The 22,319-nt window shown below is 44.5% G+C and carries 16 protein-coding genes and 1 pseudogene; 15 read left to right on the forward strand and 2 right to left on the reverse strand.

Going from position 1 to position 22,319, the window contains the following annotated elements:
• The 7 genes and pseudogenes from ACGF7G_RS18690 to ACGF7G_RS18720 form a co-directional block, all read left to right on the forward strand.
• A partial coding sequence (locus ACGF7G_RS18690) for a DUF637 domain-containing protein (RefSeq protein WP_387467494.1) occupies positions 1-2,741 on the forward strand: 2,741 nt, incomplete at its 5' end.
• 5 nt (positions 2,742-2,746) lie between these two features.
• Positions 2,747-3,292, forward strand: a complete 546-nt coding sequence (locus ACGF7G_RS18695; RefSeq protein ID WP_387467495.1) for an immunity 42 family protein — start codon at positions 2,747-2,749, stop codon at positions 3,290-3,292.
• Between the two features lie 323 nt (positions 3,293-3,615).
• Entirely contained in the window at positions 3,616-4,119 is a 504-nt protein-coding gene (locus ACGF7G_RS18700; RefSeq protein WP_387467496.1) for a hypothetical protein, read from the forward strand.
• Positions 4,116-4,460, forward strand: a complete 345-nt coding sequence (locus ACGF7G_RS18705) for a hypothetical protein (RefSeq protein WP_387467498.1) — start codon at positions 4,116-4,118, stop codon at positions 4,458-4,460. Before ACGF7G_RS18700 ends, ACGF7G_RS18705 begins: the two co-directional genes overlap by 4 nt.
• A 158-nt stretch (positions 4,461-4,618) precedes the next feature.
• Positions 4,619-5,122, forward strand: a pseudogene (locus tag ACGF7G_RS18710) (DUF637 domain-containing protein); the annotation flags it as partial.
• Between the two features lie 698 nt (positions 5,123-5,820).
• Entirely contained in the window at positions 5,821-6,171 is a 351-nt protein-coding gene (locus tag ACGF7G_RS18715; protein WP_133815127.1) for an immunity 8 family protein, read from the forward strand.
• Positions 6,172-6,360: 189 nt separating this feature from the next.
• Positions 6,361-6,855 carry a hypothetical protein gene (locus tag ACGF7G_RS18720; protein WP_387467500.1) on the forward strand — a complete coding sequence of 165 codons (495 nt, stop codon included), beginning with the start codon at positions 6,361-6,363 and terminating at the stop codon, positions 6,853-6,855.
• Between the two features lie 1,381 nt (positions 6,856-8,236).
• On the opposite strand, the gene ACGF7G_RS18725 is transcribed toward ACGF7G_RS18720, so the two are convergent.
• Positions 8,237-9,523 carry a citrate synthase gene (locus tag ACGF7G_RS18725; protein WP_387467502.1) on the reverse strand — a complete coding sequence of 429 codons (1,287 nt, stop codon included), beginning with the start codon at positions 9,521-9,523 and terminating at the stop codon, positions 8,237-8,239.
• A gap of 871 nt (positions 9,524-10,394) precedes the next feature.
• Here ACGF7G_RS18725 and sdhC point away from each other — a divergent pair.
• The 8 genes from sdhC (at position 10,395) to sucD (ending at position 20,157) form a co-directional block, all read left to right on the forward strand.
• A complete protein-coding gene (sdhC, locus tag ACGF7G_RS18730; protein WP_133815125.1) occupies positions 10,395-10,784 on the forward strand; it encodes a succinate dehydrogenase cytochrome b556 subunit in 390 nt (129 codons plus the stop codon).
• Positions 10,778-11,125 (forward strand): succinate dehydrogenase membrane anchor subunit, encoded by a 348-nt coding sequence (sdhD, locus tag ACGF7G_RS18735; protein WP_387467504.1) that lies wholly within the window; start codon positions 10,778-10,780, stop codon positions 11,123-11,125. Before sdhC ends, sdhD begins: the two co-directional genes overlap by 7 nt.
• Positions 11,126-12,892, forward strand: coding sequence for a succinate dehydrogenase flavoprotein subunit (gene sdhA, locus ACGF7G_RS18740; protein WP_133815123.1), 1,767 nt, complete (start codon positions 11,126-11,128; stop codon positions 12,890-12,892). It abuts the gene before it with no gap.
• A gap of 36 nt (positions 12,893-12,928) precedes the next feature.
• Positions 12,929-13,645, forward strand: a complete 717-nt coding sequence (locus ACGF7G_RS18745; RefSeq protein ID WP_133815122.1) for a succinate dehydrogenase iron-sulfur subunit — start codon at positions 12,929-12,931, stop codon at positions 13,643-13,645.
• Between the two features lie 265 nt (positions 13,646-13,910).
• Positions 13,911-16,718: a 2-oxoglutarate dehydrogenase E1 component gene (gene sucA, locus ACGF7G_RS18750; RefSeq protein ID WP_387467506.1), complete on the forward strand. Its 2,808-nt coding sequence runs from the start codon at positions 13,911-13,913 to the stop codon at positions 16,716-16,718.
• A gap of 13 nt (positions 16,719-16,731) precedes the next feature.
• Complete coding sequence (gene odhB, locus ACGF7G_RS18755) at positions 16,732-17,961, forward strand: 2-oxoglutarate dehydrogenase complex dihydrolipoyllysine-residue succinyltransferase (RefSeq protein WP_387467508.1); 1,230 nt, start codon at positions 16,732-16,734, stop codon at positions 17,959-17,961.
• Positions 17,962-18,115: 154 nt separating this feature from the next.
• On the forward strand, positions 18,116-19,282 hold the full coding sequence (gene sucC, locus ACGF7G_RS18760) for an ADP-forming succinate--CoA ligase subunit beta (protein ID WP_387467509.1): 1,167 nt from the start codon (positions 18,116-18,118) through the stop codon (positions 19,280-19,282).
• Entirely contained in the window at positions 19,282-20,157 is an 876-nt protein-coding gene (gene sucD / locus ACGF7G_RS18765; RefSeq protein ID WP_387467511.1) for a succinate--CoA ligase subunit alpha, read from the forward strand. The genes sucC and sucD overlap by 1 nt, the downstream gene beginning before the upstream one ends.
• 264 nt (positions 20,158-20,421) lie before the next feature.
• Here sucD and ACGF7G_RS18770 read toward each other — a convergent pair whose 3' ends face one another.
• Positions 20,422-22,314, reverse strand: coding sequence for a Hint domain-containing protein (locus tag ACGF7G_RS18770; RefSeq protein ID WP_387467513.1), 1,893 nt, complete (start codon positions 22,312-22,314; stop codon positions 20,422-20,424).
• Positions 22,315-22,319 lie beyond the last annotated feature (5 nt).

A 22,319-nucleotide genomic window follows, 5' to 3' on the forward strand; every position in this document is an offset into this window, starting at 1 on the left:
TTTTTCATAAACTAGAGGGCATCTTTTTATCGAGTTATTATATTCCACCTTCACGTTCACTGGTATTAGGTAGCAGAATCACAGCAAAGAATAATATCAGCCTGATAAGTGGCGGTGATATTAACGGGAAAGCCGTTCAGATACAGGCTAGCGGCAATACATTATTATCCGCTGGAAGAAATATTACATTACCTGCCCTGGCTTATTCTGCAATTAATCAGGCTAATGATAACAACAAGGATGACCGACATATTATTGCTCAAGTCCGGGGTGATAAAAAACTGACGATGGCAGCAAATGGCGCGATCACCACTGCGGGGACTCAATTGACTTCTGACGGTGATGTCACGCTCTCCTCCGGCTGTAATCTGCGTTTTGAATCGGTGCAAAATCACATCTACCGAGAAAACGGCAGGGAATTCACCAAATCAGTGAGCCAGCAAGGCACCGAATTGACCAGTGGCGGCATACTCACGCTTATCTCAAACGGCAGTATCCTTTTCCAGACCACTAAACTGGCGGCCAAAGGGGCAATGGATGTCGCGGCACAAGGCGGCTACCTGTACGCTCAGGCGATGGAAGAGTCCAGCCACTATGAGAAAACAGAGACCAAACGCCGGTGGTATGGCAGAAAGAAAACCACCACACGCACCCGTCATGATGTCACGAACAAAGTCACTGAATTTACCGCCGGCGGCGATATTAACCTGTTAAGCCGGGATGACAGCACCTATGAAGCCAGCAAAATCACCACCAATCAACATGCTAAACTGACCAGTACGCACGGTCAGGTTAATTTCAAAGCGGTAAAAAACAGCACTTTTGCGCAAACGATTACCCATTCCAAAGGCTTTTATATCACGCAGACAGATAAAGGTTACACCGAAAATACCTGGGTGCTTCCTGCTATTCATCTCGGTGGAAAACTCACCGTCGAAGCCGCTAACGGGGTCAGCGCGGATATTAAAGCTAAAAATGGTCAGTCATTACACAATGCCCTCTCCGTCTTTGGTAATACCCCGGAAACCGCCTGGTTGAAAGGACTGAGTGAACGTCAGGATGTGCAATGGAGCTTAGTCAACGATGCATATGACAGCTGGGATTATAAAAGCCAGCACCTGAACCCGGTGGTTTCGGCGGTGATAGCGATTGCCGTGGCTACCGTGACGGCAGGTGCAGGCATAACGGCTTCTGTGGCTGGTTCAGCCGCAGGCACGGCTGGTTCAGCGGCGACGGCTGCGGGGGCAACCGCCAGCACTGCGGCTACTGTGGGATCAATGGCTTATGGTGCGACAGCTTCTGGCATGGCGGCGCTGGCCTCTCAGGCGGCGGTCACTCTGGTGGATAATCAGGGTGACCTGTCCAAAACCTTAAAGGCCATGGGCAGCAGCGATACGGTTAAATCCATCTTCACATCCATGGCAATGGGCGGCGCACTGGCGGGTTTTGACACGGTGATGGGATGGGATAACGCGGCGAATGGCGCAAAACTGGATCCATCAAAGGCAACATTACCTTCCCTGAGCAACGGCGACTGGAGCAAAGTGGCTCAACGGGTTGCAGGCCAGTCCATTATCAGTGCCAGTCTGGGGACAACGATTAATGGCGGCAGTTTTAAAGACAATTTCACCACGGCTTTGCTGTCTAATATTGGTAGCCAGATGAATGCGGAAGGGGCCAATCTGATTGGCAATAACGGCCAAATTCTTGGTGTGCCGGGTAAAGCGATTAGCCATGCTGCGGTATCCGCTCTGGCCGCCGAGATAGGTGGTGGCAATGCAAAAGGGGCGGCGGCGGGTGCGTTGGCAGCAGAACTGGCAGCAATCACGCTGGATAAAACGTTCAGCGACCCAATGAGCATTCAGGCTGGCGGTAAAATTATCGGCGGCGTTGCCGGTGCGATTGCAACTAATCGCGTAGAAGGCGCTAACAGTGGTGCTAGTGCCGGTGAAATCGTGATCCTCTTCAATCACCTGCATTCCATGCATGTTTACAATCTGACCAGAGAACTTCAAGAAGCCAATAAGCAAGGTGCCTCTACCGAAGCCATCTGGAACAAATACGGAGCACTGAGTGCTGCACAACGGGCAGAAATGTTGTCTGACTGTGCCGGGAGTGGTGGGTTATGTACGCTAACCTACCAAGCCGAAATGGAAGGGGGGATAAAAACAGCCGATGCCGTTAGTGGCCTGAGATGGATGTTTAGCTTGTCGGAAGAAGATGCTCATCGTCTTAGCCAGTTTGTGACGACAGAAAACCAGAACGATTTAGGGCTGTTATATAATTCATTGCCCGCCTGGGAAAAAGGTGCACTGATAGCCAAAGAAGCGGTAGAATCTGCCGGTATTGGTGGTGCAGTTGGTAGTAAGGTTTCAGTTGCTTCGATTGTTGGGAAACATAAAGGGAGTGCAATACCCGTACCAAAACCAATGGTCGCTTCTAATGGGCTGACTTATAAATCGAATCCCAAACACACTCTTGGTCAGCAAGGTAATCGACCTAATGCAGGAATTGAACCTAAAAACTCAGTGGATTTATTTAATCACTCTATTTCTTCTACCTCTAAAGAAAAGCAAAGATATTCCTTTGATTCTGAAAGAAATGTTCATCGCTTTTCTTACAGCAATGATGGTACATGGCATTGGTCTGGTAGTACTGGGGATCAAAAAAAACCATTAGATAGACAAGAAATTCCTAATGATGTGAAGAAAAGTTTTGGCTTACCTGGTAAATGGAGGTAGAAACTATGATTTTCGGTGATCCATATCGCTTTGCGATATTAGTAGAATATATTCCTTATTGGAGTGATAGTTCATTCAAAAATGGATTATTCCATTTTTATATTAATGGAAAAATGTTCCCTGATGAATTAACCACCGCAACATTAAATGTGGATGTTTTTTCTTTAGATAATAGAAATGCATTGGTTTCTTTTCCTGAAAATAAAGATGTATTTGATAAAGAAATCAAAGAAGCATTTAACACAATGTTAGGTATGATATCTCCTAATCTGGTTGATAGTAACAGTGATATACCTGAGAATTTTGAATCATCATATATTTATAAAGCTTCGACAGAGAATATTGATGACTTTGGTAGTTCTGTATTTGCTGTTTCTTATAATGATATTGTTAGAATCATAGGAGCAAAACGACGTATTTTGAGATATGATAATAATGGTCGTGGTTATTGGGAAGATATTCCTAACCCGAATTTTTATGAAATAAAACTTCATAGGAATGAAGTTAAAGAAATAATTGCTAATATAAAAAAATATTATACATCATTATAATATCTATATAGCCCCAACCTTGGTTGGGGTTGACTTATTTACTGATTATCACTTATTTATCAGTGAAATAATCCACAATTCTCTCTTTTAAGTTCTACACTAATACCTGCAATCTGACCAGAGAACTTCAAGAGGCCAATAAGCAGGGTACCTCTACCGAAGCCATCTGGAACAAATACGGAGAACTCAGCGCTGCACAACGAGCAGAAATGTTGTCTGACTGTGCCGGGAGCGGTGGGTTATGTACGCTAACCTACCAAGCCGAAATGGAAGGGGGGATAAAAACAGCCGATGCCGTTAGTGGCCTGAGATGGATGTTTAGCTTGTCGGAAGAAGATGCTCATCGTCTTAGCCAGTTTGTGACGACAGAAAACCAGAACGATTTAGGGCTGTTATATAATTCATTGCCCGCCTGGGAAAAAGGTGCACTGATAGCCAAAGAAGCGGTAGAATCTGCCGGTATTGGTGGTGCAGTTGGTAGTAAGGTTTCAGTTGCTTCGATTGTTGGGAAGAATAAACAACCTTATCAGCCGAATAAAGGTGCTGTTGGTAATATGAATGAATTCCTGAAACAACCAGGTTTTGGGAGCCAAATCAAAGGAAATACACAAAAAACCAGCAAAATATATGATGGGCAGAGTGTTTACTCTGCAAAAGATGACATTGATAAATATATCAAAAAAGGTGATCAGATTTACTTAGATGGCGATCATAAGAATCATCTTGAAATTTTTGATAAAAAAGGAAATTTTAGAGTTGTGCTTAACTTAGATGGTTCAATTAATGAGGCTAAAACTAAAGCTGCTGAAGGGAGAAAATTAAAATGATGGAAACTATGAACAAGCTTAGCTATTGTCTTAATTTGCTCTCACTTAGGAAAAATATCCAAGCTGAGCTAAATATAAATTCAGATATTATCGAAAAATATGAAGAATATATTTATGATTTTGAGCAGGCGACAGCGTTACTTAATAGAACCATTGAAGAGAATGATCCAATAGCTATTCAATGCGCATTAACAAGAGTTCGGATTGCATCATTGAATTTGTCTAATCTATATGGAGATCTTATTGATGATGTCGTATTAATAAATAGTCAGGATTCTTGGCCCAAAATTCCGGAAGATTACAAAATACCTGATCATTACAATTATCCATCCCAAAAATAACTCATAACCCCAGCCACCACTGCTGGGGTTTATTTATCTGCTCGTTACTACTGACTTATCAGCCAAAATTATTAAGAAAACTGGCGGCAATAACACTGGATAAAACTTTCAGCGATCTGATGCAAATTCGGGCAGTAAAACCACTCAATATGGATAACGCAGCGAATGGCGCAAAACTGGAACCATCAAAGGCAACATTACCTTCCCTGAGCAACGGCGATTGGAGCAAAGTGGCTCAACGGGTTGCGGGCCAGTCCATTATCGGTGCCAGTCTGGGGACTACGATTAATGGCGGCAGTTTTAAAGACAATTTCACCACGGCTTTGCTGTCTAATATTGGCAGCCAGATGAATGCGGAAGGGGCCAATCTGATTGGCAATAACGGCCAAATTCTTGGTGTGCCGGGTAAAGCGATTAGCCATGCTGCGGTATCCGCTCTGGCCGCCGAAATGGGTGGAGGCAATGCCAAAGGGGCTGCGGCGGGTGCGTTGGCAGCAGAACTGGCAGCAATCACGCTGGATAAAACGTTCAGCGACCCAATGAGCATTCAGGCTGGCGGTAAAATTATCGGCGGCGTGGCCGGTGCGATTGCAACTAATAGCGCTGCTGGCGCTAACAGTGGTGCTAGTGCCGGGGAAATCGTTATTGTCTATAATTCGCTGGCACACCTTCTGTCTGCGGCTGAGAAAGAAAGACGGGGTACAATCAAAGCTTACGAGGAGAAAAAGAGAGCCTTTTGTCAGCAGTCACCGGAGGCGTGTAAGCAAGCCGGAGAGATTATCAGCTTTGGTACTGACTTCGTACCTGTTATCGGGGATATTAAAGGCTTTGTAGAGGCTGAAAGCGCATTAGATTATCTGGTAGCCGCGATAGCCATTATTCCCGGTGCAGGTGATGCCGCAGGGAAGACGATTAAAGCGGCAGAGAAAGCACTAAAGAATGGGGATGTTGGAAAAGCGTCTAAACTGATTAATAAAGTCAGTGATGAAATCTCTGCATATAACTCGGCAACTTATCCAAAATTGAAACATAACTTGGCAAAACAAAATTTGCACAACATTGCTTCGCAGGATTCAAGGCTAGCAGCTGCGATTAAAGGGGACAATGGTAAGGTTAACTTTGGTATAGGAAATGGAAGTCGTGAAGAAGCTGATCGGTTGGGTAAAATTTGGGTTGGTGATGGTGCGAGGCCAATCAGTGATGGAACTGGATTAGTTAGTGCTGATGGTACTCGTGTTTACCGTTTTCCCAAAGAAAAACCAAATACTCCGGCAGAGTTTACTAATACTGGTGTACAGGCTAACTTTGAAATATTAAAAGATGGTAAAAGAGTAAGTAATGGGCATCTGGATGTAACAAAATGAAAGGTCAATTAAAATTAATGGGAGTTAATTCGGCTGATTTTAGTTTGGATAATTATCAGCCTGAAGAAGACTCTTTTGGGTTATGGGTAAACCTTTGTATTGGGCCAGATGATAACTCAGGCGGGCATGATTATCAGGTTCTTATCTGCACCCCCGAATGGCTGTGTAAGCATAAATGGGAACCTGAGTTGATACGTCATACACTTCTGGTACGTGAGTATAATTTGGATGAAATTAAAAAGACCATTACAAACTATATCGATCAGTGCAAGGGGCAAGATTGGATGGAGATAGCACAAAAACTATCTCGTGTCTTTGCCTGGGAATATGAGGATTACCAAAGCTAATATTGATAGCCCCAGCCCTATACTTGCCTCTCAATCCAATCTCTTGGTTAAGAGGCAGAATTTGGCTGGGGTTTCTTTATCCTCTGGTTACTACTTACCTACTCAGCAAAAATTGGTCACAAATCTGGCGGCGATAACAGTGGTGCTAATGTCGGGGGAATCGTTATCCTCTTCAATTACCTGCATTTCATGAGTGTTTACAATCTGACCAGAGAACTTCAAGAGGCCAATAAGCAAGGTGCTTCTACCGAAGCCATCTGGAACAAATACGGAGAACTGAGCGCTGCGCAACGAGTAGAAATGTTGTCTGACGGATTATGTACACTGACCTACCAAGCCGAATTGGAAGGGAGGATAAAAACAGCCGATGCTGTTAGTGGCCTGAGATGGATGTTTGGCTTGTCGGAAGAAGATGCTCATCGTCTTAGCCAATTTGTGACGACAGAAAACCAGAACGATTTAGGGCTGTTATATAACGCCCTGACCGCCTTGGAAAAAGGTGCACTGATAGCCAAAGAAGCGGTAGAATCTGCCGGTATTGGTGGTGCTATCTGTGGTAAGGTTTCCGTTGCTTCCATTATTGGAAAGAATAAACAGCCTAATCAGAGCACAGAAAGGAAACCTGAGGCTGGGAAGAGAGTAACTACTTACCCAGAAGGAATTCATTTTAATATTAACCAGTAAAATCACTCGATATAGAACAGGTATTGTTATAACTAATTGACTGACTGTATCCTATTTGAAATTCATTAAGAAATGGAATCGATAAAAGACGAGATTAAGCAGCCTCTTTTTAACATTATTCTCCTTCTCCTTCTCCTTCTCCTTTGACTTGTTTTTCCTTTTTAGGCGATCGGCAAGTTGCTTTTTTTGGTGAAATGCTATCCTCCGATTATTTTACATTTAACAGTCTTGGCATGACCATTTAAAAGCATAAAAACAGAGATATTAAAGCTTTTATATAAAAGTCGGATTTAACTATAAGTGCCGTTTTAAAAAGAACGTTAATTTAATTGAATTCCATTAACCATTAACAGAAAATCGAAAATAAATCAGCGAGAAGAACTATCATCCTAAAAAACATAAAATAGTATCTTTATACCATCAGGCTATTTACGCGTTGATTTATGAAGATAGAGAATTTATAAAAACTGCTTGGAATTGCCAGTAAAATAGCGATAAAAAATTAGAAAAGAATTGGCTTTATTAAAGCTTATGCTTCACTTCCAACCAGCCTTTGTGTACCAAGACATACAGCCTTTTCATCTAAACGGCCCGTGGAAACAGTGAGATAGGCTATAGAACCAATATTGTTCAAGAAGAAAACAAAATGCATAGGTGTATCGGTATTATGAAAAGCTATTTAATAACGTTTTCAACTGGAGATTAAACTTTTTTATCAGCCAGTTAAATAATCGTTTATAAAAAACCCGAATAACAAAAGCCGCAAATAAATCATTTAGAGACTGTAATTTAAACTTGTTTTATACTACTTTACCTCGTCCAATAGCATTGCTTTTCTACGGTTTTATTTAAATCATGCCTCTTTTTATACCATTAATGTGATTTAACGCTTAAATACCTGTTTAATCATTATAACCTTTCTGGCAAATGAATTAGCCAGACTTTTCAATATTGTTGATGTAATAAAACGTTATTAAATGAATTAACCGATTTATTTAAGCATAATTTAAATAGATACGGGTGGATGAGGTTAAGTGAAAATCTAAAATCAGATGGCGAGTCTATTTTAATAAGTAAACGATTTTATTCTGATAACCCTAATCATTTTCAAAATGATATTGGCTGAATTACATGCCATTTATATGCTAAAATAAATCTCTTTTTAAAAAGTTAAAAACTTTCTATTTAAACACACCACTAAACAATCAAATCACGTTTGAAAACTGACGCAGGTAAATATCAAAGCAATATAAAGATACTACAAATAATGCGGATTTCAGCAGGCTACGATCTGGATCTCGTCGGTACTCAGTTAATGTCTAGCTCAAAGCCCTAACTATAAAGTTAGAGCTTTGCCCTTAATCGTGATCGGATTTTGTTATTATTTTTTCAACTGGCTTTGGAAATCACGTTGAGTGTAGCCGGTGTAGAGTTGACGAGGACGGGCGATTTTCACACCGTCATCATGCATTTCGTTCCAATGGGCTATCCAGCCGATGGTGCGGGCAATGGCAAAAATAACAGTGAACATGGTGGATGGAATACCCATGGCTTTCAGAATAATGCCTGAGTAGAAATCTACGTTCGGATACAGTTTCTTCTCAATAAAATATGGGTCGTGCAGAGCAATTCTCTCAAGCTCCATTGCAACTTCCAGCAGGCTATCATTCAGGCCGAGTTCATCCAGTACTTCATGGCAGGTTTCACGCATGACTGTTGCGCGAGGATCATAGTTTTTGTAAACACGATGACCAAATCCCATCAGGCGGAAAGCGTCGTTCTTATCTTTAGCGCGTTCAATAAATTCAGGAATATGTTCAACTGACTGAATTTCTTCCAGCATACGCAGACAAGCTTCGTTTGCACCGCCATGCGCAGGCCCCCAAAGGGAAGCGATACCTGCGGCGATACAGGCAAATGGGTTAGCCCCGGAAGAACCTGCGGTACGTACTGTTGAGGTAGAGGCGTTCTGTTCGTGGTCGGCATGCAGGATCAGGATGCGATCCATGGCACGTTCCAGCACTGGGTTCACTCTATATTCTTCGCATGGGGTGGAGAACATCATATGCAGGAAATTGCCGGCATAGGAGAGGTCATTGCGGGGATAAACGAACGGTTGACCAATAGAATATTTGTAGCACATTGCAGCCACTGTCGGCATTTTGGACAGCAGGCGGTACGCGGTAATATCACGATGAAGCGGGTTGTTCACATCAAGGGCATCGTGGTAGAAAGCTGCCAGAGCGCCGGTGACGCCACACAGTACTGCCATTGGATGAGAATCACGGCGGAAGCCGTTGAACAGACGGTGGATCTGTTCATGGATCATGGTATGGCGGGTAACGGTTTTTTTGAATTTATCAAACTGCTCTTGTGTTGGTGTTTCGCCATAAAGCAGGATATAGCAAACTTCCAGATAAGTGGATTTTGTCGCCAGCTGGTTGATAGGGAAACCACGGTGAAGCAATACGCCTTCATTACCATCAATATAGGTGATCTTGGATTCACAAGATGCTGTGGAAGTAAAACCAGGGTCGTAGGTATAAAAACCTTTGGAGCCAAGAGTACGAACGTCGATGACTTGAGACCCAAGGGTCGGGGTTAGCACGTCCAATTCAATAGCAACTGTACCATTTGGGGGGGTTAGAGTTGCTTTGTTATCTGCCATTACAGTCTCCTTAGCGCTTTCATTTTTATAACTCTTAACAACCACGGCGGAAAGATACAGTATAGGGTCTATCTCATCAGGCTATTTTATTGACCATTCTTTGTGGTCATAAACGGGTCTGGAGAGTGCTCTGACAAAAGCGATAACTTTTGAACGCACTTTGGTATGGCCCGCGCCGGTGAGCGATTTGTTAGTGAATCGCTTGTTACAGACTGCGTGCATATTCCGGTTGCTGCGCGCGATCTGTGCCCTCCATTTATTGACAAGAATGGCCTACACCAATAATGCCCAGTGGAATAGGTTTTTATACTGTGCTCCCTGGCACTGTGTTCCCGGAGACAATTTGAAATCAGGCCAATATCACATTTAAGGCTGAAATCTTACCCCGGACGACAATGGTTTTCAGATTGTTAGCGAGTTTTTGAGTGTTATGTTTTATGCATGACTACAAAAAAAATTATGATTTGTGTGGACTACACAGTTACATAACTTTAGCTTTTAGTGAAGTTTTTCCTCTTATCAGAAATCAATCTCAAAAGTACTTTCAAGCATATATGTAAGATAAATGTTTAAAGTTTGTCAAACAAGATAATTAATTTTGTGCAATATGTTTGAATCGTGATCTCAATCACTGTTCAGTGGAAATGTAGCTAATCATATTGTGTTGGAATTGTAATAATAATGTGAAGCACCTATACTGCCGCCAGGTCTCCGGATTATCCTGCTGTAGGAGCACCCAGCGTAACTAAAAAATCACGACATTTTTTAACATGAGGATCTCTCATTTGATTAAATGTTGTGTCTTTGTATCCCATTATCGCTGTCTGATTTCCGCCCAGGTCCGGAGGAAGGAAAATAATAAAAGAGCTGTGTGGGCAAAATTGTGAAAAAACAAAGACCTGTCAACCTTGATTTGCAGACGATACACTTTCCAGTCTCTGCAATAGCCTCGATCTTGCACCGTGTCTCTGGCGTCATTACTTTCATAGCAGTAGGAATTCTCCTCTGGTTGTTAGGGATGTCTCTCTCCTCGCAAGAAGGGTTTCAGCAAGCCGCCGATATTATGACGGGATTTTTTGCCAAGTTTATCGTGTGGGGTATTCTGACCGCACTGGCTTACCATATCAGTGGTGGTATCCGTCATATGTTGATGGATTTCGGCTATTTGGAAGAAAATTTGGTGGTTGGTAGTCTCTCTGCCAAAGTGGCAATCGGGATTGCTGTGATTCTGTCGATTCTGGCTGGAGTACTGGTATGGTAAGTAACGCTTCTGCATTGGGTCGCACGGGTATCCATGATTGGTTATTATTGCGCGCGTCCGCAATCATTATTGTTTTATATGTTCTCTATATGTTGGGCTTTGTCGCGATAACGTCGGATATCACTTATGAAGTCTGGCGGGGTTTCTTCTCCTCATCCATCACTAAAGTCTTCACCGTGCTGGCACTGTTTTCCATCCTGGCTCACGCCTGGATTGGGATGTGGCAAGTACTGACTGATTATGTAAAGCCACTGGCGCTGCGCTTGGTGTTGCAATTGGCGATTATCGTTGCACTGATGGCTTACTTGATTTACGGAACAATTGTGGTGTGGGGTGTATAGATGAAACTGCCGGTAAGAGAGTTTGACGCGGTCGTTATTGGCGCGGGTGGTGCGGGTATGCGTGCCGCGCTGCAAATTTCACAAATGGGATTATCCTGTGCTTTGATTTCCAAAGTATTCCCAACCCGTTCTCATACTGTATCTGCGCAAGGTGGTATCACCGTTGCACTGGGCAACTCTCATGAAGATAACTGGGAGTGGCACATGTATGACACGGTAAAAGGTTCCGACTATATCGGTGACCAGGATGCGATTGAATACATGTGTAAAACTGGCCCGGAAGCGATTCTGGAGCTGGAACACATGGGATTGCCATTTTCTCGTTTGGATGACGGCCGTGTTTATCAGCGCCCATTCGGTGGCCAGTCAAAAAACTTTGGTGGTGAACAGGCCGCTCGTACTGCCGCAGCCGCAGACCGTACCGGTCATGCATTGTTGCATACCCTGTATCAGCAGAACTTAAAAAATCACACCACTATTTTTTCTGAATGGTATTCGTTGGACCTGGTTAAAAACCAGGATGGCAGCATTGTGGGTTGTACGGCTATCTCGATTGAAACCGGTGAAGTTGTTTATTTCAAAGCGAAGGCGACGATTTTGGCGACCGGTGGTGCAGGCCGTATTTATCAATCCACAACCAACGCCCACATTAATACCGGTGACGGTGTAGGTATGGCACTGCGTGCTGGTGTACCTGTGCAGGATATGGAAATGTGGCAATTCCACCCGACCGGTATCGCGGGAGCTGGGGTTTTGGTAACAGAAGGTTGCCGTGGTGAAGGCGGTTATTTGCTGAATAAAGATGGCGAGCGCTTTATGGAGCGTTACGCGCCAAATGCCAAAGACCTGGCTGGTCGTGATGTGGTGGCCCGTTCCATCATGATCGAAATCCGCGAAGGCCGTGGTTGTGATGGTCCTTGGGGGCCGCATGCCAAGTTGAAACTGGATCATTTGGGTAAAGAGGTGTTGGAATCTCGTCTGCCGGGCATTCTTGAACTGTCCCGTACTTTTGCCCACGTTGATCCGGTAAAAGAGCCGATTCCGGTTATTCCAACCTGCCACTATATGATGGGCGGTATCCCAACGAAAGTGACCGGTCAGGCGCTGGCTGTGAACGAGAAAGGTGAAGATGTGGTTATTCCGGGCTTGTTCGCTGTTGGTGAAATTGCCTGCGTATCGGTTCACGGTGCAAACCGTCTGGGGGGGAACTCTCTGCTGGATTTGGTGGTGTTTGGCCGTTCTGCCGGTTTACATCTGAAAGAGTCGCTGATGGAGCAGGGTACCAGCCGCGAAGCCAGTGAATCTGATATTGAGCAATCACTGCAACGTCTGAACCGTTGGGATAGCACGCGTACTGGCGAAGATCCGGTGGAAATTCGTAAAGATTTGCAGGCGTGTATGCAGAATAACTTCTCGGTATTCCGTGAAGGTGATGCCATGGCGAAGGGCTTGGAAGAGCTGAAAGTTATCCGTGAACGTCTGAAAAGTGCGCGTTTGGATGATACTTCCTCAGAGTTCAATACCCAGAGAATTGAGTGTCTGGAACTTGATAACCTGATGGAAACGGCGTTTTCTACGGCGGTTGCCGCTAACTTCCGTACTGAGAGCCGTGGTGCTCATAGCCGTTTCGACTATCCTGATCGTGATGATGCAAACTGGTTATGCCATACCCTCTATCTGCCGCAAACTGAGACCATGACGCGTCGTGATGTCAACATGCAGCCAAAACTGCGTGAAGCATTCCCGCCGAAAGCGCGTACTTACTAATGAGTTGCTGATGATCCAGTTGCGAAGGAATAGATTATGAAACTTGAATTTTCGATTTATCGTTACAATCCGGATGTTGATAGCGCGCCTCATATGCAGGATTACACGCTGGAAGCAAAAGATGGGCGTGACATGATGTTGCTGGATGCGTTAATTCAGCTTAAAGAGCAGGATCCAACCCTCTCTTTCCGTCGTTCTTGCCGTGAAGGGGTTTGTGGTTCCGACGGCCTCAACATGAATGGTAAAAATGGCCTGGCCTGTATTACACCGGTTTCGGCTTTACGGCGTGGCAGTAAGAAGATTGTGATCCGTCCGCTGCCCGGTTTGCCGGTTATCCGTGATTTGGTTGTGGATATGGGGCAATTCTATGCGCAATATGAGAAGATTCGCCCATATTTGCTGAATGACGGTAAAAACCCGCCAGCGCGTGAGCATTTACAGTCACCGGCACAAAGGGAAAAACTGGATGGCCTGTACGAATGTATTCTGTGTGCATGTTGTTCAACTTCTTGTCCGTCATTCTGGTGGAATCCAGACAAATTTATCGGGCCTGCGGGTTTGCTGGCAGCATATCGCTTCCTGATCGACAGTCGAGATACGGAAACCGATGCACGGTTAGATAAGCTAAATGATGCTTTCAGTGTTTTCCGCTGCCATAGCATCATGAATTGCGTTAGTGTGTGCCCTAAAGGGTTAAATCCAACAAAAGCGATTGGTCATATTAAGTCTATGTTGTTAAAACATAGCGCGTAATTGGCCTGCCCTCCGCGCAGTTTTCGCTGCGGAGGGCACAAAGAATTGAGAATGATGAGTTGCCAACTGCTAATGATGACAAAAGCTTTGAGGCAAGGAACTTTTAAAAACCATTTAACGGTTTTTAAAGGTTCCTTGAAGGGTTCCGAAACCCAAAGAGAACATGCATAAAGCACGTCCAAATGAACCTTTTATCGACACCGCATTTAAGCGGTGATAGTTAACCACGGCGAAAACTAAAGCTTTTAAAGCTTAAGGGATCACAATGCAGAACGGCGCAATGAAGGACTGGCTGGATTCAAGCTTCCTGGCTGGTTCAAACCAGTCTTACATAGAGCAAGTCTATGAAGACTATATAACCGATCCAAACTCTGTTGATGCAAGTTGGAGAGAAATTTTCCAACAATTGCCGGATGCGGGATTAAGCGGTGAACAACTCCACTCGCAGACGCGTGATTACTTCCGCCGCCTTGCGAAAGATACTACGCGTTATCACTCCTCTGTCAGCGATCCGGCAATGGATGCAAAACAAGTCAAGGTTTTGCAGCTCATCAACGCATTCCGTTTCCGCGGCCATCAAAATGCCAATCTTGATCCGTTGGGATTATGGAAGCAGGATAGTGTTCCTGATTTAGATCCTGCTTTCCATAATCTGACGGAAGCCGATTTTGCCGAGACATTTAATGTCGGTTCTTTTGCTCTCGGTAAAGAAACGATGAAATTGGCAGATTTGTATGAAGCACTGAACCACACTTATTGCGGTTCTATTGGCGCTGAATACATGCATATCACCAATACGGAAGAAAAACGTTGGATTCAGCAGCGTCTGGAATCTGTTACCGTCAGCTCCCAGTTCAGCGCAGAGGAAAAACAGCGTTTTCTGGCGGAACTGACGGCGGCTGAAGGTTTGGAACGTTATCTGGGCGCGAAGTTTCCGGGAGCGAAACGTTTCTCTCTTGAAGGTGGTGATGCATTGATCCCCATGTTGAAGGATCTTATCCGTCATGCGGGTAAGAACGATACACGGGAAGTTGTGATGGGGATGGCTCATCGTGGTCGCCTCAACGTTCTGGTTAATATCTTGGGCAAAAAACCGGCGGATCTGTTCGATGAGTTTGCCGGTAAGCATAAAGAGCACCTTGGTACCGGCGACGTGAAATACCATCAAGGTTTCTCATCTGATTTTGCCACCGAGGGCGCTAAAGTTCATTTGGCATTGGCATTTAACCCATCTCACCTTGAAATTGTCAGCCCTGTGGTTATTGGTTCAGTACGTGCCCGCCGTGATCGTCTGGATGAAGGCCGCAGCAATATGGTGTTGCCAATCACTATCCACGGTGATGCTGCCGTTACCGGTCAGGGCGTTGTGCAGGAAACCCTGAATATGTCTCAGGCCCGTGGTTATGAGGTGGGAGGTACGATTCGTATTGTTATCAACAACCAGATTGGTTTCACCACGTCTAATCCGAAAGATGCCCGTTCAACACAATACTGTACCGATATCATTAAAATGGTACAAACGCCGATTTTCCACGTTAATGCAGACGATCCCGAAGCGGTGGCATTTGTTACCCGTCTGGCTCTGGATTTCCGTAATGCCTTTAAACGTGACGTGATGATCGATCTGGTATGTTATCGCCGTCATGGTCATAACGAAGCTGATGAGCCAAGTGCGACTCAGCCAATGATGTATCAGAAAATTAAGAAACACCCAACGCCACGTCAAATCTACGCTGACAAGCTGGTTGCTGAGAAATTGATATCAGTCGATGATGTGACTGAGATGGTGAATCTGTATCGTGATGCCCTCGACCGTGGTGACTGTGTAGTTGAAGAGTGGCGTTCAATGGGGCTGCACTCATTTACATGGGAGCCTTATCTTAATCACGATTGGGATGAAGAATATCCACATATAGTCGATATTAAGCGTTTGCAGGATCTGGGCAGACGTATCAGCTCTGTCCCGGCAGAAGTGGTAATGCACTCCCGCGTAGCGAAAATTTATAATGACCGTGCAGAGATGGCTAACGGTGATAAATTGTTTGATTGGGGTGGTGCAGAAACTTTAGCCTATGCGACTTTAGTTGATGAAGGTGTTGCGGTGCGTTTGTCTGGTGAGGATGCGGGCCGTGGTACTTTCTTCCATCGTCATGCTGTTATTCATAATCAGACTAATGGTTCTGTGTATGTGCCTCTGGCGAACGTTCATAACGGTCAGGGTGTGTTCGATGTATGGGATTCTGTTCTATCGGAAGAAGCTGTTCTGGCGTTTGAATATGGTTATGCAACAACAGAGCCCCGTGCTCTGACCATCTGGGAAGCGCAGTTTGGTGATTTCGCTAACGGCGCACAGGTTGTTATTGACCAGTTCATCAGCTCCGGTGAGCAGAAATGGGGCCGTATGTGCGGTCTGGTTATGTTGTTGCCGCATGGTTATGAAGGGCAGGGGCCTGAACACTCTTCAGCCCGCCTGGAACGCTATCTGCAACTGTGTGCAGAACAGAACATGCAAGTTTGCGTACCGTCAACACCGGCTCAGGTCTACCACATGCTTCGCCGTCAGGCTCTGCGCGGTATGCGTCGTCCATTGATTGTTATGTCACCGAAGTCACTGTTGCGTCATCCATTAGCGGTTTCCAGCTTGGATGAATTGGCTAACGGTAAATTCCAGACAGTTATCGGTGAGGCTGATACGCTGGATCCTAAAGGTATTAAACGGGTTGTACTCTGTTCAGGTAAAGTTTACTACGACCTGTTGGAGCAACGCCGTAAGAACGAACAAACTGATGTCGCTATCGTGCGTGTTGAACAACTGTATCCGTTCCCTCATCAGGATGTTCAATCAGCATTGGAGCAGTATGCTCATGTACACGATTTTGTCTGGTGCCAGGAAGAGCCGTTAAACCAAGGGGCCTGGTATTGCAGTCAGCATAACTTCCGTGAAGTGATCCCGTTCGGGGCTTCTTTACGTTATGCAGGTCGTCCTGCGTCTGCTTCCCCGGCAGTTGGATATACGTCAGTTCACCAGCAGCAGCAGCAAGAGCTGGTTAATGACGCACTGAACGTTGAATAAATAAGGATAGAAAATGAGTAGCGTAGATATTCTGGTTCCTGTTTTGCCCGAGTCTGTTGCTGATGCCACTGTTGCAGTCTGGCACAAAAAAGAGGGTGACCGTGTTGAACGTGATGAAGTGCTGGTTGAAATCGAAACGGATAAAGTGGTACTGGAAGTGCCTGCCAGTGAAGCCGGTGTTTTAGAAGCCATTTTGGAAGTGAAAGATGCAACCGTTCTGTCCAGTCAGCTTCTTGGTCGTATCCGTTTGGGCGATAGCACGGGTAAGCAGACAGAAGTAAAAGAAAAAACGGAAGCAACTTTGGCTAAACGCCAGACTGCGGGTTTGGAAGAAGAGAGCAATGACGCACTCAGCCCGGCGGTTCGCCGTCTGATTGCAGAACATGATCTTGATGCCAAAGCGATTAAAGGTAGTGGTGTTGGTGGGCGTATTGTCCGCGAAGACGTGGAAAAACATCTGGCTGATAACGAAAAAGCGGATAGCAAATCAGCAGGAACTGCACTTCCACTTTCTCTTTCTGCTCAGGATTCCTTGTTGCCACACCGCAGCGAAAAACGTGTTCCAATGACTCGCCTGCGTAAGCGCGTGGCTGAACGTCTGCTGGAAGCGAAAAACAACACGGCGATGTTGACGACGTTTAACGAAGTTAACATGAAGCCGATTCAGGAAATGCGTAAGCTGTACGGCGAAGCGTTTGAAAAACGCCACGGTGTGCGTCTGGGCTTTATGTCTTTCTATGTGAAAGCTGTGGTTGAAGCACTGAAACGCTATCCGGAAGTGAATGCTTCTATTGATGGTACGGATGTGGTTTACCACAACTATTTCGATATCAGTATTGCGGTATCGACACCGCGTGGTCTGGTCACGCCGGTACTGCGTGATGCGGATGCACTCAGCATGGCTGAACTCGAAAAACGTATTAAAGAGCTGGCTATCAAAGGCCGTGACGGTAAATTGACCGTCGAAGAGTTGACCGGCGGTAATTTCACGATCACCAATGGCGGTGTATTTGGCTCTTTAATGTCTACGCCGATCATTAACCCGCCACAGAGCGCGATTCTTGGTATGCACGCCATTAAAGATCGTCCGATGGCGGTGAATGGTCAGGTAGAGATCCTTCCGATGATGTATCTGGCACTGTCTTATGACCACCGTCTGATCGATGGACGTGAATCTGTAGGCTTCCTGGTGACCATCAAAGAAATGCTGGAAGATCCTGCACGTTTGCTGCTGGACGTATAGCAACATAATAAGGGCAGATACGCGCTAATATCTGCCCGGTCTGAAGTAAACCAATGTACATGCACAGCCGGTCTTTGGACTGGCTATATCCAGAGCAACAAAAAAATTAAGAGAGCAACTTGCTCTTCTCAGACTAGATTATGGATAGAACATCATGAATTTACACGAGTATCAGGCAAAACAGCTTTTTGCACGGTATGGTTTACCCGCTCCGGCTGGTTATGCCTGCACTACACCGCGTGAAGCAGAAGAAGCGGCATCTAAAATTGGTGCTGGCCCTTGGGTGGTTAAGTGCCAGGTTCACGCTGGCGGTCGCGGTAAAGCGGGTGGCGTGAAATTGGTTAACAGTAAAGAAGAAATTCGCGCTTTCGCTGAACAATGGTTGGGCAAACGTCTGGTCACTTACCAAACAGATGCGCAAGGGCAGCCTGTTCACCAGATTTTGGTCGAAGGGGCAACTGATATTGCGAAGGAGTTGTATCTCGGTGCTGTAGTTGATCGTGGTACGCGTCGTGTAGTGTTCATGGCCTCTACTGAAGGTGGCGTTGAAATTGAAAAAGTTGCGGAAGAAACTCCGGAACTGATTCATAAAGCGATTATCGACCCACTGGTTGGCCCTATGCCTTATCAGGGACGTGAACTGGCATTTAAACTGGGATTAACCGGTAAACAAATCAGCCAGTTCACTAAAATTTTCTTAGGATTGGCAAATCTGTTCCTGGAGCGCGATCTGGCTCTGGTTGAAATTAATCCGCTGGTTATCACGACTCAGGATGATCTGATTTGTCTGGATGGCAAACTGGGCGCTGATGGTAACGCCCTGTTTCGTCAGGCTGAACTGCGTGAAATGCATGATCCATCTCAGGAAGATCCGCGTGAAGCGCAGGCGGCACAGTGGGAACTGAACTATGTCGCGCTAGATGGCAACATTGGTTGCATGGTAAATGGCGCAGGTCTGGCAATGGGGACGATGGATATCGTTAAATTGCATGGTGGGGCACCGGCAAACTTCCTTGATGTGGGTGGTGGTGCAACCAAGGAACGTGTTACAGAAGCGTTTAAAATCATCCTGTCAGATGAAAACGTGAAAGCAGTATTGGTTAACATCTTTGGTGGTATTGTCCGTTGTGACCTGATTGCTGACGGTATTATTGGTGCGGTGGAAGAAGTGGGTGTTCACGTACCGGTTGTTGTTCGTTTGGAAGGGAACAATGCTGAACTGGGTGCGAAAAAACTGGCTGATAGTGGTTTGAATATCATTGCCGCAACCAGCCTGACAGACGCCGCGAAGCAAGCAGTAGCCGCAGTGGAGGCCAAATAATGTCTATTTTAATCGATAAAAACACCAAAGTTATCTGTCAAGGTTTTACCGGTAGTCAGGGGACTTTCCATTCAGAACAAGCGATTGCTTATGGCACCCAAATGGTGGGTGGTGTTACGCCAGGTAAAGGTGGTACTGAGCATCTGGGATTGCCTGTTTTTAATACTGTTTGTGAAGCGGTAGAAGCGACTGGAGCAACGGCCTCCGTTATTTATGTTCCGGCTCCATTCTGTAAAGATTCCATTCTGGAAGCTATCGACGCTGGCATCAAACTGATCATCACGATTACTGAGGGTATCCCGACTCTGGATATGCTGGCGGTTAAAGTGAAACTGGATGAAGCCGGTGTTCGTATGATCGGCCCTAACTGCCCGGGTGTTATTACACCGGGTGAATGTAAGATCGGCATTATGCCGGGCCACATTCATCTGGCAGGTAAAGTCGGTATCGTTTCCCGTTCAGGCACACTGACTTATGAAGCAGTAAAACAGACCACTGATGCAGGTTTAGGACAATCTACTTGTGTTGGTATCGGTGGCGACCCAATTCCAGGTTCTAACTTCATTGATATCCTGAAATTGTTCCAGCAAGATCCACAAACAGAAGCCATCGTCATGATTGGTGAAATTGGTGGTAATGCGGAAGAAGAAGCGGCGGCTTATATTAAACAGCACGTCACTAAGCCTGTTGTTGGCTACATCGCAGGTGTGACTGCACCGAAAGGTAAGCGTATGGGCCATGCCGGCGCCATTATTGCCGGTGGTAAAGGAACTGCTGACGAAAAATTTGCTGCTCTGGAAGCTGCGGGTGTGAAGACGGTTCGTAGCCTGGCAGATATCGGTGATGCAGTGAAAGAGTTACTTGCTGGCAAGTAAGCGATGATAAGTAATATTTATCTATAAGGCCACTGTGAAGTGGCCTTATACTGTTAAAAAAGCCTGTTAAAAATAGTTTTTTTAACCATCAAAAATTTCGAATCCCATCTTTAGCCGATTGGTTTTCTCCATCGGGCTTCAACATTCTGTAATTACTGTTTTTCGTTAACCGGATTTCATTCTCAACCATAAAATAATACAAATGCGCTATTTTAGATTTTAGTGCTGACTAAAGAGTCAGCACTTTGTTATTAATCTGAGAGATTAATTTGATATCGACACTTTTCTTTGCAGATTATTATCACCGACCAAAATGCCACCGGCAAAAAGCACAGCATCTTCAGGTAACAATTCACTTTGGCTATCTGTCTTTTCTAAGACAAAATTATACACGTTTGATGGCTCTGATTTTCTCTGTTTAACTGAGGTAAGAGTAGTTTGTCCATCACGTGTATGTATCGTATCACCGATCTTAAGTTCATCGGCTTTGACTATTCCTCGTAATGTTGAGACAGGATGTGTTGGAGTCAGTGAAACTTGCTCACCATTATTGTAAATTAAATCAACAAATTCAGTATCGTGACCGACAATACGGCTTTTCACTTGTAATACACCTCCTTGTTTTGTTAAGACTTTATCACCCGGGCGTATATTTTCAACTTTCCGTTTTAAACCGTCAGCCATATCTATTAATGTGCCTTCAGCAATACAACCATATTGGATTTGAATAGGTGGATAAATGAATTGTGCTGTGTCTTCCTTACTACGGGGGTTATTGGTATAAGAAAACATGACAGGAAATACTTGACCACCTTCACCTTCACCTTGAGTTGTCATAATAGTAGCCTGTAGGTCTAATATATATCTTTCGTTATTTTTCCAGCATATTGGTCCAAAATCAGCGTAGCCTGTTTTTTCAGAAAAATCCCATGATAAATTTGTATCGTTGCCTTTGGCAGAGCCATCATTAACCGTTGTATGTTCCCAAAATGTATTTTCATTTATATCTCTACTTAATTTACATGCACCTCCAGTATCCAAACCGACCAGTGTCAGATCTACCGATGGTTTATATCCTTGAGCTTCTGTAGGCTTTCCCTCGTCATCAATTGCGATACGGTTATGGAATGTAACACTACCTGCTATTTTCAGCTTGATTGTTGGATTACCGGGTGATGTTGGGCCATAATCGCAATGACTCATAGCTCCTGGTTCAGGATTTGCTCTATTCAAGCAAACGATTACTGGACGAATTTGGTCTAGTTTGTGTAAATTCTTTACATAAACTGGTGCTGCGTTATCCATCTTGTAAGGTTGGTAGTTTTGCAAAAGATCATCAAAGTTTGTCAATTTCAGTTTATCTGACACAACGTACACTGCCCCTGTGGGAGCGATAGATTGCCCATTTATTTTCCCGCGGAAGTAAACAACAGTCTGAACAGCATTAAGTTGTTTTAAGTCTGTAAGATTATATTCCTCAGTCTGTATTGAGAAATCCCGTACCTCTTTGTTGTTTGCTACTTTGTTTTTGTGTACGAGCATTGAATCCTTCTTCCCTGATTTGTTTTCTTTGAGAACTGAGAGGAAACCATCTATCTTTGCATTTTGAGGGTCAATTTTTGTGACATTGTTGATTAAAGGATTAAAATCAGGAAAATATGCGGAGCTAAAAACTTCAGCTGAAATTAATTTGGAATCTTTGGAGAATATTATTCTAGGATTACCAAAATGATTTGTTGGTTCTGTAGGCAAATTTCCTGTTTCAACCGATTTTCCATGCTCAATCATTGCATTTGGGTTTGCTTTCATAGCCTCGATATCTTCAAAAATTTCAGGATGTGTTTGTTTTGTAATACCGTGGTAACGTAATAATGCAATATGTCCTTTCTCATTTTCCGGTTGAGTTAAATCGATCATAGTAGGTTTATTAGGTTCAATCTTCTCTAATAGAAGAGATATAGCCTGACTGTCCTCGGCAGAAAACTTAATTTCGGCATTCGCAAAGCTGGATATTATCGGAGCAAACATCATGATGAAAAAAATAAATATTCTGTTATATAGAGTCATAATTTTATCCCATGAAATAATAGAGGGCTTGTAAGCCATGAATAATACGTGTTTTATATGATATCCATGGTATATTAATATACCTTTCATCTTTC

Origin of the sequence: Photorhabdus sp. RM323S, from assembly GCF_042879375.1 — a bacterium.
GTDB lineage: Bacteria > Pseudomonadota > Gammaproteobacteria > Enterobacterales > Enterobacteriaceae > Photorhabdus > Photorhabdus tasmaniensis.